Genomic DNA, 13,799 nt, shown 5'->3' on the forward strand with positions numbered 1-13,799 from the left:
TGTTCGCGTCATGGCCGCGTGAGGTTTCCCGTGAATGCCGTCAAGCACCCGATCAAGAGATCGTTTGTGTTCTTCCTCATCCCCGACTTCACCATGATCGCCTTCGCAACGGCGCTCGACCCGCTCCGCTCGGCCAACCGGATGCTCGGCTACGAGGCCTATAGCTGGCGCCTGACCAGTATCGACGGCAAGCCCGTGCGCGCCTCGAACGGCGTCGAATGCGCCGTCAACACCTCGCTCGAGGAAGAGCGCAGGAAGATGGCCGGGCCGGACCGCCCGAACATGGCGATCGTTTGCAGCGGCATGAATGTCGAGCGCTATCATAACAAGTCGGCCTTCGCCTGGCTGCGCGAGGAATACAACCGTGGCGTCGCCGTGGGCGGCCTGTGCACCGGCGCGCACATCCTGGCGGCTGCGGGCCTGCTCTCCAACAAGCGCTGCGCCATCCATTGGGAAAACCTGCCGGGCTTCTCGGAGGCCTTTCCCAAGGCCAATGTCTTCGCCGACCTCTTCGAGATCGACCAGAATGTCTACACCTGCGCAGGCGGCACCGCGGCGCTCGACATGATGCTGAAGCTGATCGGCGACGACTTTGACGAAAGCCTCGTCAACCGCGTCTGCGAGCAGGTGCTGACCGACCGCGTGCGCAGCCCGACGGATCGCCAGCGCCTGCCGCTGCGCGCCCGTCTCGGTGTGCAGAATTCCAAGGTGCTGACCATCATTGAATTGATGGAGGCGAACCTCTCCGAGCCGCTGTCGCTGATCGAGATCGCCGACCATGTCGATCTGTCGCGCCGGCAGATCGAGCGCCTCTTCCGCACCGAGATGGGCCGCTCGCCTGCCCGCTATTATCTCGAGATCCGGCTCGACCGCGCCAGGCATTTGCTCATCCAGTCGTCGCTGCCCGTCGTGGAAGTGGCTGTCGCCTGCGGTTTCGTCTCGGCCTCGCACTTCTCCAAATGCTACCGCGAGCTCTATGCCCGGTCGCCGCAGCAGGAGCGCGTCGACCGCAAGCAGTTGCTGGCCGCCTAAGCGACAAGGCTACGAAAACCTACGGCGGCTGTGCGGTCCGTATCGCCTCAATGCGGATGTCTTCGGTCAACTGCGCCTTCAGCGCCGAGAATTCCGGGCTGTTTTTCAGCGTTGCGTTATGACCGCTGGCAGGTTCGACCAGCTCAATATCGGTCGCAATAGCACTCCGCGGACGAGATGCGGTCGTTCCAGCCGGAACCTCCGAAATCGCGGACCCTGCGATTGAGCTCGATCGAGCGGCCGCGCCTTCCTGCATTCTCATAGGCGACAAGCGTGCAGCCCCGCCGCACCAGCACCGAGGAAACGCGGTCGTTCCAGAAGCCGCCCCGGAAATTGACGGCGTCGTCAGGACCCATTGCAAGCGAGCGTCCGCGGAAGTTCGCATTCTCGAACAGCACGCAGGCGGCCTCGCCGTAAAATTGGGCGCTGGCGCTTCCGGCAAATATTGTCGACGCAAGCGCCGCCAGGATGACCAAACGTTTCATGCAATATTTCCTCATTTCATCGCGTTGCGCGATGGCGCGGGCCCGATCACATTTTGCCATTGTGCTACACGAGGAAGCAAGTCCGAACCCCGCTCCGGCGGAGCTTGCCGACCGTCACCGGCTATCCATCATCCAGCCGCGGTTGCGCCACATCTTCTCACCGGCCAGGCAATCGGCGGCCGGCCTGTCGTCGGCAAGCACGACCGGCGGGTGAGCCGCCTCTTCTGCCGCCCATTGCCGCGAGGCCGGGCCGGCGAGCTCGAGCACCAGCTTGCGGCGGATCGCTTCCGGGAATTGCGTCCAGTCGTTGACCGGGATCATGAAGGCGCCCGGCCCGCCGATCACGCAGTCGCTGTAGTAGCGGTCGAGATTGGCGACGTCGAAGGCGCCGCCGTACCCGCCCCTTGTCATCAGCGGCAGTCCGTTGATGGTGATGCCCTGCCTCACCACCTCGTCGCGCGTGATGTCGACCGGGGCGCCCTGGTTGTTGGGTCCGTCGCCCGAAACGTCGATGACGCGCTTGGTCCCCTGAAAGCCGCTTTCGGCGAAAAGGTCGCTGCCGAAGGCCAGCGCGCCGGAGATCGAAGTACGTCGCGCGCTGTCCGGCGGACGTGCGTTCATCTGCGCAACGACCCGTTCGGCGTCGGCGCGATTGGCAATCGCTGTCCACGGTACGACGACCCGCTGCCATCTAGTGCCGGCCCACTCGACATAGGTGACCGCGATCTTGCCGTGGACGCCGTCGGCGATGGCCTTGAGCACGTTGTCATCCGTCAGTGCCGCCGCATAGCCACGGCGCTGGATCTCGAGTTCGGCCGGCGACATGGAGAGCGAAACATCGACTGCGAGCACCAGCTCGACATCGACCGGCTCTATCGCACTCGATCGCGCGGGCAGGCCGAGGAGCAGCGCCAGCGCGGTGGCGCCGGAAAGCCAATGCCTTGTTCGGCCCAAAGCGGACATGACGCAACGGTAAGCGATAATCGCGCATGAACAAAGCAAAAAGGCCCGGCGTCGACCGGGCCTTCCACCAATCCGGACGAACGCGCGCTCGCTTAGCTGCGCGGCTTGAGATTCTCCGGGTCGTAAAGCGGCTTGTAGCCGACGCCGGCCACCTCGACCGGATAGGTCTCGCCGAAATACTCCACCTGCAGCTTGCGACCTTCCTGGCAGTAGGCCCAGGGCAGATAGGCGAGCGCGATGTTCTTGCCGATGGTCGGGCCGTAGGCGACCGACGTGGTGAAGGAGCGCCGGCCGAGCTCGTCGACCAGCGTCTCGCCGGTCGCGGGATCCTGCACCGGCATGATGCCGACCGGATAGCGCGCGACGCCCTTGGAATCGGTGTTCTCGGTCATCACCAGCGTGCAGAGCATAGCCGGCTGATGCTCGCGGGCGCGATAGTCCAGGTGCTTGGCCTTGCCGCAGAAGTCGTTCTCCTTGACCTTCGGGCGGGCAAGATCTGCCTCGAGCAGATTGTATTCGGTCAAGAGGTCGGCGTTCTGCAGCCGCAGGCTCTTCTCCATGCGGCGCGTGTTGGCGTAGGTCTCGACGCCGAACGGCATCACACCGGTCGAGCGCAGCGCGTCCCAGACGGCGAGCCCGTCCTCATAGCGCATATGCAGTTCCCAGCCCTGCTCGCCGACATAGGAGATGCGGAAGGCCGTGACGTCCTTTCCGCCGATCCTGATCGGCTTGATCGCCGCGAACGGGAAATTGTCCGGCGTCAGCCCGTTCGGGTCCTCGACCACCTTCTGCAGCGTCGTGCGAGCATTAGGTCCCCAGATGCCGATGGTGACGTATTTTTCGGTGACATCGGTGACAGTGACATCGAAACCTTTGTCCTGCGCGGTGCGCTGCATGTAGCGGAAGTCGCGCGGCCCGGCGTCGGCGCCGTCGATGACGCGGCAGCGATCGGCCATGCGGATCACGGTGAAGTCGGCGCGCACCATGCCCTCCTCGTCGAGGAAGTGGGTGTAGATGCCCTTGCCGATATTGTTGTCGCCGCCGATCTTGGCCGCGCACAGCCATTCCAGCAGCGCGACATGGTCCGGCCCCTCCACGTCGTACATCGAAAAATGCGAGAGGTTGACGATGCCGCAATCCTCGCTCATCGCCAGATGCTCGGCATTGGAGACGCGCCAGAAATGGCGGTTGTCCCACTCATTCTCGCGCACCGGGACGCGGTTGGCGTATTTTTCCAGGAGATGCTCGTTGGCGGCATAGCCATGGGCGCGCTCCCAGCCGCCCAGCTCCATGAAGTAGCCGCCGAGTTCCTTCTCGCGCTCCCAGAACGGCGAGCGGCGGATGTTGCGGCCCTTGGAGAACGGCTCGCGCGGATGCACCGCCGGATTGTAGACCTTCATCGCCGTCTCGGTGCAGCGATCCCAGATGAACTCTTCCTTCGTCTGGTGCGGGTAGAAGCGCGCATAGTCGATGGCGTGATGATCGATCGCGGTGCGGCCGTCGGTCATCCAGTCGGCGATCAGCTTGCCCATGCCCGGGCCGTCCTTGACCCAGATGGCGACGGCGTACCAGAGGCCCCTCACCTTCTGGCTTTCGCCCATGGACGGGCCGCCGTCGGTGGTGACCTGCAGCAGGCCGTTGAAGGAATGGCCTTCATTGTAACCGAGCTCGCCGAGGATCGGCGTCAGTTCCATGGCGCGCTCCAGTGGCGCCATGATCTGCTCCATGTCGAGGTCACGCTGCGAGGGCGAGAGCCGCGCCTGGTCTTTTTCCAGCAGGTCGCGCGGATGGCAAAGGCGCGGATTGGTCTCCTCGTAATAGCCCCATTCGATCTGCCCGCCCTCCGCGGTCTTGGGATCCCCGGTGTCGCGCATATAGGCCGAGTTGCCCTGGTCGCGCAGCAGCGGCCAGCCGATCTCCTTGCCGGTGCCGGCGAACTCGTTATACGGGCCGAAGAAGGTCAGCGGGTGGTCGATCGGCATGACCGGCAGGTCTTCGCCGACCAGTGCCGCGGTCAGCCGGCCCCAGATGCCGGTGCAGACGACCACATAATCGGCTTCGATCGTGCCGCGCTCGGTCGCGACGCCCTTGATGCGGCCGTTCTCGACGATCAGGTCCTTGGCCGAGGTGTTGGCGAAAGCCTGGAGTTTGCCGGAAGCGACACCCTGGTCGACGAGCTTGCCGGCCACCGTCTGCGAGCGCGGGATGACGAGACCGGCGTCGGGGTCCCACAACCCGCCCTGCACAAGATGCTCCTCGATCAGCGGGAACTTCTGCTTGATCTCGGCCGGCTCGATCAGGCGCGCGCGGGTGCCGAATGCCTTGGCGGAAGCAATCTTGCGCTTGATCTCGTCCATGCGGCCGTCGTCGCCGACGCGCGCGACTTCGAGGCCGCCGATGCGCGCGTAATGCCCCATCTTCTCGTAGAAATCGATGGAATAGAGCGTCGTCCAGCAGGAGAGAAAATCGTGGCTGGTCGTGTAGCAGAAGTCCGAGGCATGCGCGGTTGAGCCGATATCGGTTGGGATGCCGGACTTGTCGATGCCCACGATGTCGTCCCAGCCGCGCTCGATTAGGTGATGGGCGACCGACGCGCCGACAATACCGCCAAGACCGACGATGACGACCTTCGCCTTTTTCGGAAACTCTGCCATGCCCGCGACTCCAAAGTGCTAAAGCGGGCGCGCCGGCGCCCGTACGAATTGCGCCACAATATGCAGAGGACGCGGATTGAGCTACCGCCTGTTTGCGACACGTCGCGGATGCCGCGCGACCCGGCGCGCCAGCTCGGCTCCACATGCGATTTCGCTCAGGCGAAAGCCCCGAAGTCCTCGGCCTGGAAGCCGACCTGGCAGCTGGCAGTCTTGAGCTTAACCACGACGGGAACACTTCCGGCGTTATCGTTAAGCAGCGGCTACCGGAACGATAAAAGGCCGGACAAACGCCCGGCCTTGCCGATCATATTCAAGGAGTTCTTACTTGATCCGCGCGACGCCGCCGGAGATCTCGACCGTTTCCGAACCGGTCAGCGCTTCGAGATCACCATTGGGCAGAGTGACGAAGCAGCCATTCGGGCAGAACTCCACCGTCTCGCCGGCGGCCAGCGCCAGCTCGGTCTTGCCGCCGCCTTCGGTCACGATCAACGTCCGCGTCTGGGCGTCCTTGTTGACCGCGCTGGCGGCAAAAGCCGAACCGCTAAGGGCCAGGAAAGCGACGGCGGCAACGACAGACTTCCACATTGCAATTCCGGTGTTTCCACACCGCCTCTGTTCAATTTCGCAAGGCATTCTCGCACTTTGCGTGAGAGCTTATATGAGATGGAACGTGAACCGCAACTGAATGCCGCATTCATGCCACAATCGGCTTCGGCGGCCGCCAAAGCTAGTCGGGGTCGGGCTTGCGGCCTCTTCTCTTGGTTTTAGCCAGACGCGCCTGCTCGGCCGCGGCCTCCGCTTCCAGCCGCTCGCGTTCGGCGAATTCGGCCTCGATCTTGTCGTCGTCGATCGGCCATGGCTCATGCTTCTTGCTCTCGACCACGGCGCGGGGCGCCGACGGGATCTCGATGTGCTCGTCTTCGAAGATGTCGAAGATCGCGAATCGGATGTCGTTCTGGACGATGCTGCCGTTCAACACGTCGGCCACGAACACGCGGATCTCGAATTCCAGTGCAGCCGGGCCGAAATTGGCAAACAGCACAAAGGGCTCGGGGTTCTTGAGCACCATCGGATGGGCGCGGGCAATGCCGAGCAGGACGGCGTGGACGCGCTTGACGTCGCTGCCATAGGCGACGCCCACCTTGATGTCGACGCGGCCAAGCTTGTTGCGGTGCGTCCAGTTGCCGACCGCATTGTTGATGAGGTTCGAGTTCGGCAGGATCACCGACTGGCGCTGGAACGTCTCGATCTCGGTGGCGCGCACGCTTATCTTTCTGACCGTGCCGCTGATGTCGCCGGCGACGATCCAGTCCCCGACCTTGAACGGTCGCTCGGCAAGCAGGATCAGCCCGGAGACGAAGTTCGAGACGACGTTCTGCAAGCCGAAGCCGATACCCAGCGAAAGTGCGCCGGCGACCAGCGCCAGATTGGAAAGATCGATGCCCGCCGCCGATATGCCGACCAGCGCTGCAAGCGCGACGCCGGCATAGCCAACCGCCAGCCGGATCGAATTGCGCACGCCGGTGTCGACCTTGCCGCGCGCCATGACCGAGCCGTCGAGCCAACCCTGGAACCAACGCGTGAGAAAATAGCCGATGGCGAAAACGACGATGCCGGTGAGGATGCCGAGCACCGAGATGGTCACCGACCCGATGGTCACGCCCGTTGCGAGCTTAAAGGCCCAGGTTTCGATATCGCCGGGCTGGAAGCCCCACATCAAGAGGATCAGCGGCAGGAACACCAGCACGATCATCAGGTTGATGGCGATGCTGACCACCAGGCCGAGCTGGTCGAGCGCGGTGTCCTCATAGCTGGAATTGGCTGACAGCCAGCGCCCGACCGAAGTGTCGGCGAAGCCGCCCTCCTCGCCGATCGCCCGCGCCGACAGAAAGCCGATATAGGCGGTGATCAGCGTGGTGCCGGTGACGACGACCTGAATAGAGACGAAAAGCGCAAGACCGATATAGCCGAGCAGTGCCGCGGCGATTGTGGAGACTCCGAGCCCGATGGCAATGAAGCGAAGCCAAGCCGGCCACGGACGCCACGAGCCGTCCTTCGCCCTGAAAGGCTTCAGCACACCCATCAGGATCAGGATGACGCCCACGATGACGGTGGCAACGAAGCTCCTGGCGATCGTCAGCGACAGCGGCGAGCCCATCTTCTCGTTGACGACGGACAGGAAGTAGTTGAAGCCGAGGACCACGGCCATGGCGGTGGCCAGCCGCACCAGCCAACGCGCTGGTCCGGTTGCGACTGGAATAAGCCGCCAGTTCGGCAGCCGCGGCTCTAGGGCGGCATTGGTCAGCCGGTTGACGCAGAACGCCACCGCGACGACCGAGAGCAGCGCGTTGAGGAATTCGCCGATGTCGCCGCGCAGGACGTTGTAATAGTTGAAGAAGAACACGGTCGAGGCGAGGAACGCGCCGAGCGCCACGGTCGGCAGCAGCGTCGACCAGAACGCCACCGAAAGCCGGCTCAGGTACGACGGCTCTTCGACCGAAGGATCGGCCTCGAAGATGCGGCCGAAGAGACGCCTGCCCCCGATCAGCAGCACGGCCGCCAGCGCCAGCGCCATCAGCGTCGCCGCAAGCATCGCCTGGAACTTGAACTTCAATGCGAAGGTGAGCCAGGACGCCACCGCCTTATAGAGGCCGGTGAACTGGTCGTGCGCGTCGGAAAAGGCCTGCGGGCTCAGCGCATCGCTCAACTCGTAGCGTTTCGTCAGAACGCTGCGGAAAAGCTGACTGCGTAGCGTGGCGATCCTGTCGACCAGCCCGCTGATGCGGATGGACAGGTTTTGCGCGCTGGCGACCACGGCATTGATCTCGGCCTTCTCGGCCGTAAGCGCCGCGCGCTCGTTGGCGACGATCGCCGGCTCCGGCGGCTGCCCCTGGGCCGGCGGCGGCCCTAATACCGCGATGCGCGCGTTGATGTCGTTGAGGCGTGAACGGAACGCGAGCGCGCTGTTCAGCGCCGCCCGTGAAATATCCTCGAGCTGCAAGCGGATATCGACAAGGCCGGCGTCGTCCTGGTCTGGGGCGCTTAACTTCTTCTCCAGTCCGTCGGTCTTGGCCGTCAGATCCTGGATGGCCTTGGTTTGGTCGGCGATGAGCTGCGTGGAGCCCTGGCCGATCGCCTGCGCCATCGCGCCGGGCGAGGGCTGCGCCGCGACGGCGACAATGGCGATCAGGATCAGGCGGAGCAGTCGGAAAATCATGACGTGACGGGCGACTCACGGCCGAAAAATCTTCGAAAATCCTGCCCTTGATAAAGACCGGCCTATCAGGCGGCAAGACGTCTCCATCCGCGGGCCTCGGCGCGGATCGAAGTCGGCCTGTCGAAAAGCGATGGCGCAATCTTGGCTTTGCGCTTCTCGCCTGCTCTATAGTCTGCCGGCTCGCACCAAAAGGACGACGGGAAGAATGGCGGAATACTCAGCCTTTTCGCTGCTCAAGAACGCGCTCAACGGCAACCAGGACTGGAAACCGGCCTGGCGCAAGCCGGACCCCAAGGCGTCCTATGATGTGATCGTCATCGGCGGCGGCGGCCATGGGCTCTCGACCGCCTATTACCTCGCCAAGGAGCACGGCATCACCAATGTCGCTGTGCTGGAAAAAGGCTGGCTGGGCTCGGGCAATGTCGGCCGCAACACCACGGCAGTGCGCTCCAACTATCTTTTGCCGCAGAACACCCGCTTCTACGAGCATTCGATGAAGCTGTGGGAGAACCTGTCGCATGACCTCAACTACAACGTCATGTTTTCGCAGCGGGGCTGCCTGAACCTCGCGCACACACCGGCTCAGCTCGACGACTATGCAAGGCGCGGCAATGCCATGCGCCATCTCGGCGTCGACGCCGAACTGATGAGCGTCAAAGAGATCAAGCGCCTTGTTCCGGCCCTGGACGTTTCGAGCTCGGCGCGATTTCCAATCCTTGGCGGGCTGATGCAGCCGCGTGCCGGAACCGCGCGCCACGACGCCGTCGCCTGGGGCTATGCGCGCGGCGCCGACCGGCGCGGCGTCGACATCATCGAGAATTGCGAGGTAACCGGCTTCCTGCGCGACGGCGACCGCATCACCGGTGTGACGACGACGCGCGGCGATATCCGCGCCAAGAAGGTGGCGCTTGCGGTGGCCGGCAGCACTGGCCAAGTCATGCAGCTTGCCGGCATTTCGCATATGCCGATCGAAAGCCACGTTCTGCAGGCCTTCGTCTCGGAATCGCTGAAGCCGATCATCGGCACCGTTCTCACCTTCGGCATGGGCCACTTCTACATCTCGCAATCCGACAAGGGCGGCCTCGTCTATGGCGGGGACCTCGACGGCTACAACAGCTATGCCCAGCGCGGCAGCCTGCCCGTCGTCGACGAGGTGATGAGCGAGATGCTGGCACTCTTCCCGGGCCTGGCGCGGGTGCGCATGCTGCGCTCCTGGGGCGGGCTTTGTGACATGACGATGGACGGTTCGCCGATCATCACCACCGGCCCGCTGCCCGGCATGTATCTCAATTGCGGCTGGTGTTATGGCGGCTTCAAGGCAACGCCAGCCTCAGGATGGTGCTTTGCCTGGACCATCGCCAAGGACGAGCCGCACGAGTTCAACGCGCCCTTCACGCTCGACCGTTTCTATCGCGGCCTCATCATCGACGACAAAGGCCAGGGCGCGACGCCGCGGCTGCATTAGGTTTCGAATCATATGCTGATCACTTGTCCCTATTGCGGCCCGCGCGATGTCATTGAGTTCACCTACCAGGGCGACGGCAACCGCGAGCGGCCGCAGCCGGCCTCGCAGGATCTCGATGCCTGGAATGCCTATGTCTACGACCGGCTGAACCCGGCCGGCGACCACAATGAGATCTGGCAGCATTCCGGCGGCTGCCGCGCGCATCTGCGGGTGGTGCGAAACACCTTAACCCATGAAATCTTGAGCACTGCCTTTGCCCGTGGCGGACACAAGTCCGCGGGCCACAAAGCGGGAGGCCACCAGTGAGCCCTCGCCGCACAGAAACCGGCGGCCGCATCGACCGGCTGCGCACCATCCGCTTCACCTTCGACGGCGCGCGCTATACCGGACACGCCGGCGACACGCTGGCTTCGGCGCTGTTCGCCAATGGCGTGACGCTGTTCGGCCGTTCGTTCAAATACCATCGCCCGCGCGGCCTGCTCGCCGCCGGCGTCGAGGAACCGAACGCTCTGGTGACGGTGCTGCGCGGCGAGGTGCGCGAGCCCAACATTCCCGCCACCATGGTCGAGATCTATGACGGGCTCGTCGCGGTCAGCCAGAACCGTTCCCCCTCGCTCGCCTGGGATATCGGCGCGCTCAACCAGCTCGGCGGCAAGCTCCTGTCGGCCGGCTTCTATTACAAGACCTTCATGGGACCGGTGATCGGCCCGTTGAAAGGCACGCGCTTCTGGATGTTCTGCGAGCATTTCATCCGCCGCGCCGCCGGCCTCGGCAGAGCCGGCACCGCGCCCGATACCTCGCGCTACGAGCGCATGAACGCCTTCTGCGACGTGCTGGTCGTCGGTTCCGGCCCGGCCGGGCTGATGGCGGCGAAGGCCGCGGCCGACCAGGGCGCCCGCGTGATCCTGGCCGAGCTCGAAGCAAAGTTCGGCGGCTCCGCCAACTGGTCGGGCGAAACCATCGACGGGGCGTCGGCAGCCGACTGGGCGGCGCGCATCGTCGGCCAGCTCGAAGGCAATGACAATGTCCGCCTTCTGCCGCGCACGACGGTGTGGGGCTATTACGACGGCAACACGCTGGCCGCGCTCGAACGGGTGACGGACCACAAGGAAGTTCCGGCCAAGGGCGAGCCGCGCCAGCGCTACTGGGCGATCCGCGCCAAAACGGTGGTTCTCGCCACCGGCTCCTTCGAGCGTCCGCTGGTATTCCCCGGCAACGATCGTCCGGGCGTCATGCTGGCGCATGCGGCCGAACGCTACGCCAATGAATATGGCGTGCTGCCCGGTGAACGCATCGCACTGTTCACCAACAATGACAGCGCCTATCGTTCCGCCGTTGCACTGAAGAAGGCCGGGGCCGCCGTCGTCGCCATCGTCGATGTCCGCAGCGACGTGTCGAACGAGATGAGCAGGCTGGCGAGCCAGGCCGAAGCAGAGCTGCTTGCCGGCCATGCCGTGGTTGCGACCGAAGGCGGCAAGGCGCTCACCGGTCTCAAGGTGCGGCGCTTCGAATTGATGAACGGCGCGCTGAGCGGCGATGAGCGCAGCATCCATGCCGACTGCCTGTTGATGTCGGGTGGCTGGTCACCGACGATCCATCTCGCCAGCCAGGCTGGAGCCAGGGCCATATGGAACCCTGCCAGGCAGGCCTTCCTGCCGCCGCAGCCGACGCAGCGCTGGATCGGCGCCGGCGCCTTCACCGGCAGTTTCACGACCGCGGAAGCCATTGCCGAAGGCCGCGCGGCTGGCCTTCAGGCCGCCGGCGGAAGCGCGTCCTCCGCTCCGCTAGTCCTCGTGGAGGCCGTCCCCGGCGAACCGGATCCGGCACCGGTCTTCGAGATCAAGGCCAAGGGCAAAAGCTTCGTCGATTTCCAGCACGACGTGACCGCCGAGGATGTGCGGCTCGCGCACCGCGAGGGCTTCGTCTCGGTCGAGCATCTGAAGCGCTACACCACGCTCGGCATGGCGACCGACCAGGGCAAAAACTCCAACGTGCCGGGCCTCGCCATCATGGCCGAGGCGCTGGGCAAGCCGATCCCCGAAGTCGGTACGACGCGGTTCCGGCCGCCCTACACGGCCGTGTCGATCGGCTCGCTGGCGGCCGAGCGCTTCGGCGACCTGAAGCCCGAGCGGCTGACGCCGATGCACGACTGGCACATCGACAACGGCGCGACCATGTATGCGGCCGGTCTCTGGTACCGCCCGATGATCTACGGTCTCGCCGGCGAGACGGTCGAGCAGGCCTATGTCCGCGAGGCCGCGGCAACGCGTGAGAGCGCCGGCATCGTCGATGTCTCGACGCTTGGGAAGATCGCCGTTCAGGGCCCGGATGCGGCGGAATTCCTCGACCGCGTTTACACGAACATGTTTTCCACCCTCGCGGTCGGCAAGGCCCGCTACGGTCTGATGCTGCGCGAGGATGGGCTTGCCTTCGACGACGGCACCACATGGCGGCTTGGCGAACAGGATTTCCTGATGACCACCACCACCGCCAATGCCGGCAAGGTGATGCAGCATCTGGAGTATTTCCTCGACGTGATCTGGCCGGAACTGAAGGTCACCGTCACCTCCGTCACCGACGAGTGGGCGGGGGCCGCGATCGGCGGACCGAAAGCCAGGGCGATCCTCGCTGCCTGCGTGAAGGGCACGGCCGTCGACAACGCCGCGCTTCCCTTCATGGGCATTGTGCACGGTGAGATCGCCGGCGTGCCGGTGATGATCTGCCGCCTCTCCTTCTCCGGCGAGATGGCTTTCGAGGTCTATTCCGGCGCCGGCTATGGAACGCGCGTTTGGGAGGCTCTCATCGAGGCCGGCAAGCCTTTCGGCCTGGTCGCCTACGGGCTCGAGGCGCTTGGCACCATGCGCATCGAGAAGGGCCACGTCACCGGCGCGGAGATCGACGGCCGCACCACGGCGCGCGACCTGCATCTCGACTGGATGCTGTCGAAGAAGAAGCCCTTCATCGGTTCCGCCATGATGGATCGCGAAGGCCTGATCGCCCCGGACCGGCTGGAACTTGTCGGCTTGATCGCTCTCGACAACCGCGCGCTCAACGGTGGCGGACATATCGTCGAGGAACTCGACGAAGCGAACCCGCACGATTCGATCGGCCATATCACCGCCTGCTGCTATTCGCCGGCGCTCGGCAAATACATAGCGCTTGCGCTTGTCAAAGGCGGCAAGGCGCGCCACGGCACGCGCGCCTTCGTCTCCGATCCGCTGCGCAACCGGTTCGGGCCGGTCGAGATCGTCTCCAACCATTTCTACGATCCGGACGGGAGCCGCATGCATGGTTGAACGACAACTTCCCGAGCGGCAATTGCCTGAGCGCCTGTCGCCGCTTGAACCGGTCTATCATCCAGGCTCGCACGGTAATTTCGAGCATGGCGTTGACGTTATCCTGTCCGAAACGCGGCCGGGCTCGATCCTGCAGCTCGCAGCATGGCCGGGCGAGGAGAAGCGGCTGATGTCCGGCATATACAAGGTGACAGGCCTTGCCCTGCCGGATGGAGCCGGCGGCGGCGTCGTCAACGGCGCGAAAGCCGCGTTCGGATTCGCGCCGGGCAAATTCACCGTGGTTGACGAGGCCGAGGGCCTGGCTTCCGCGTTCACCGGCCTGATCACGCCGTCCATCGGCACGATTACCGATCTCTCGCATGGCCGCACCGCGATTCGCATCGCCGGGCCGAAAGCGGAGTGGGTGATGGCGAAATTCTTCGCTATCGACTTCGCCTTGCCGGCCTTCCCGCTCGGCGCCGGCCGCTCGACCAACCACCACGATGTCTTTGCACAGATCCAGCGCACCGGTGGCGACCAATTCGACATCTATGTGTTCCGCTCCTTCGCGCGCTCCTTTTGGAAGGCCTTGTGCCACGCGAGCGAGGAAGTCGGCTACGAGGTGCACTAAGCGCAATTCCAGGAAACTGCGCGGCGGTTTTCCGTGCCGAATTTGCCTCTAAGCAGGCAGCACTCGGGGATTGGTTC

Annotated in this window: 10 protein-coding genes; 5 read left to right on the top strand and 5 right to left on the bottom strand. The window is 64.4% G+C overall.

The window, feature by feature from the left end; translation table 11 throughout:
- Positions 1-93: 93 nt before the first annotated feature.
- Positions 94-1,032, top strand: a complete 939-nt coding sequence (locus CK222_RS22880; RefSeq protein WP_348626902.1) for a GlxA family transcriptional regulator — start codon at positions 94-96, stop codon at positions 1,030-1,032.
- 143 nt (positions 1,033-1,175) lie between these two features.
- Here the strand turns inward: CK222_RS22880 and CK222_RS22885 are convergent, their stop codons facing one another.
- The 5 genes from CK222_RS22885 to CK222_RS22905 form a co-directional block, all read right to left on the bottom strand.
- Positions 1,176-1,517, bottom strand: coding sequence for a peptidase inhibitor family I36 protein (locus CK222_RS22885; RefSeq protein ID WP_067000849.1), 342 nt, complete (start codon positions 1,515-1,517; stop codon positions 1,176-1,178).
- A 114-nt stretch (positions 1,518-1,631) separates the two neighbouring features.
- A complete protein-coding gene (locus CK222_RS22890; protein ID WP_095801951.1) occupies positions 1,632-2,480 on the bottom strand; it encodes a DUF1194 domain-containing protein in 849 nt (282 codons plus the stop codon).
- 92 nt (positions 2,481-2,572) lie between these two features.
- Positions 2,573-5,134 (bottom strand): FAD-dependent oxidoreductase, encoded by a 2,562-nt coding sequence (locus CK222_RS22895; protein ID WP_095801952.1) that lies wholly within the window; start codon positions 5,132-5,134, stop codon positions 2,573-2,575.
- 321 nt (positions 5,135-5,455) lie between these two features.
- Entirely contained in the window at positions 5,456-5,719 is a 264-nt protein-coding gene (locus tag CK222_RS22900) for a hypothetical protein (RefSeq protein ID WP_066999629.1), read from the bottom strand.
- Positions 5,720-5,861: 142 nt separating this feature from the next.
- Positions 5,862-8,351, bottom strand: coding sequence for a mechanosensitive ion channel family protein (locus CK222_RS22905; RefSeq protein ID WP_095801953.1), 2,490 nt, complete (start codon positions 8,349-8,351; stop codon positions 5,862-5,864).
- A 205-nt stretch (positions 8,352-8,556) separates the two neighbouring features.
- On the opposite strand from CK222_RS22905, the gene CK222_RS22910 reads away from it, so the two are divergent.
- Genes CK222_RS22910 through CK222_RS22925 form a run of 4 tightly spaced genes read left to right on the top strand, consistent with a single transcriptional unit; the run spans position 8,557 to position 13,722 of the window.
- Positions 8,557-9,816, top strand: coding sequence for a sarcosine oxidase subunit beta (locus CK222_RS22910; protein ID WP_095801954.1), 1,260 nt, complete (start codon positions 8,557-8,559; stop codon positions 9,814-9,816).
- 12 nt (positions 9,817-9,828) lie between these two features.
- A complete protein-coding gene (locus tag CK222_RS22915) occupies positions 9,829-10,122 on the top strand; it encodes a sarcosine oxidase subunit delta (protein ID WP_067329272.1) in 294 nt (97 codons plus the stop codon).
- Positions 10,119-13,112, top strand: coding sequence for a sarcosine oxidase subunit alpha (locus CK222_RS22920; RefSeq protein ID WP_095801955.1), 2,994 nt, complete (start codon positions 10,119-10,121; stop codon positions 13,110-13,112). Before CK222_RS22915 ends, CK222_RS22920 begins: the two co-directional genes overlap by 4 nt.
- A gap of 22 nt (positions 13,113-13,134) precedes the next feature.
- Positions 13,135-13,722 (top strand): sarcosine oxidase subunit gamma, encoded by a 588-nt coding sequence (locus tag CK222_RS22925; RefSeq protein WP_067329620.1) that lies wholly within the window; start codon positions 13,135-13,137, stop codon positions 13,720-13,722.
- Positions 13,723-13,799 lie beyond the last annotated feature (77 nt).

The sequence above is a fragment of the Mesorhizobium sp. WSM3866 genome (assembly GCF_002294795.1).
Classification (GTDB): Bacteria; Pseudomonadota; Alphaproteobacteria; order Rhizobiales; family Rhizobiaceae; genus Mesorhizobium.

What these genes read in the sequence shown, in the direction of transcription:
- CK222_RS22895 (WP_095801952.1), bottom strand. Translation starts at nt 5,134, where the DNA reads ATGGCAGAGTTTCCGAAAAAGGCGAAGGTCGTCATCGTCGGTCTTGGC.
- CK222_RS22880 (WP_348626902.1), top strand. Translation starts at nt 94, where the DNA reads ATGATCGCCTTCGCAACGGCGCTCGACCCGCTCCGCTCGGCCAACCGG.
- CK222_RS22910 (WP_095801954.1), top strand. Translation starts at nt 8,557, where the DNA reads ATGGCGGAATACTCAGCCTTTTCGCTGCTCAAGAACGCGCTCAACGGC.
- CK222_RS22905 (WP_095801953.1), bottom strand. Translation starts at nt 8,351, where the DNA reads ATGATTTTCCGACTGCTCCGCCTGATCCTGATCGCCATTGTCGCCGTC.
- CK222_RS22915 (WP_067329272.1), top strand. Translation starts at nt 9,829, where the DNA reads ATGCTGATCACTTGTCCCTATTGCGGCCCGCGCGATGTCATTGAGTTC.
- CK222_RS22885 (WP_067000849.1), bottom strand. Translation starts at nt 1,517, where the DNA reads ATGAAACGTTTGGTCATCCTGGCGGCGCTTGCGTCGACAATATTTGCC.
- CK222_RS22890 (WP_095801951.1), bottom strand. Translation starts at nt 2,480, where the DNA reads ATGTCCGCTTTGGGCCGAACAAGGCATTGGCTTTCCGGCGCCACCGCG.
- CK222_RS22900 (WP_066999629.1), bottom strand. Translation starts at nt 5,719, where the DNA reads ATGTGGAAGTCTGTCGTTGCCGCCGTCGCTTTCCTGGCCCTTAGCGGT.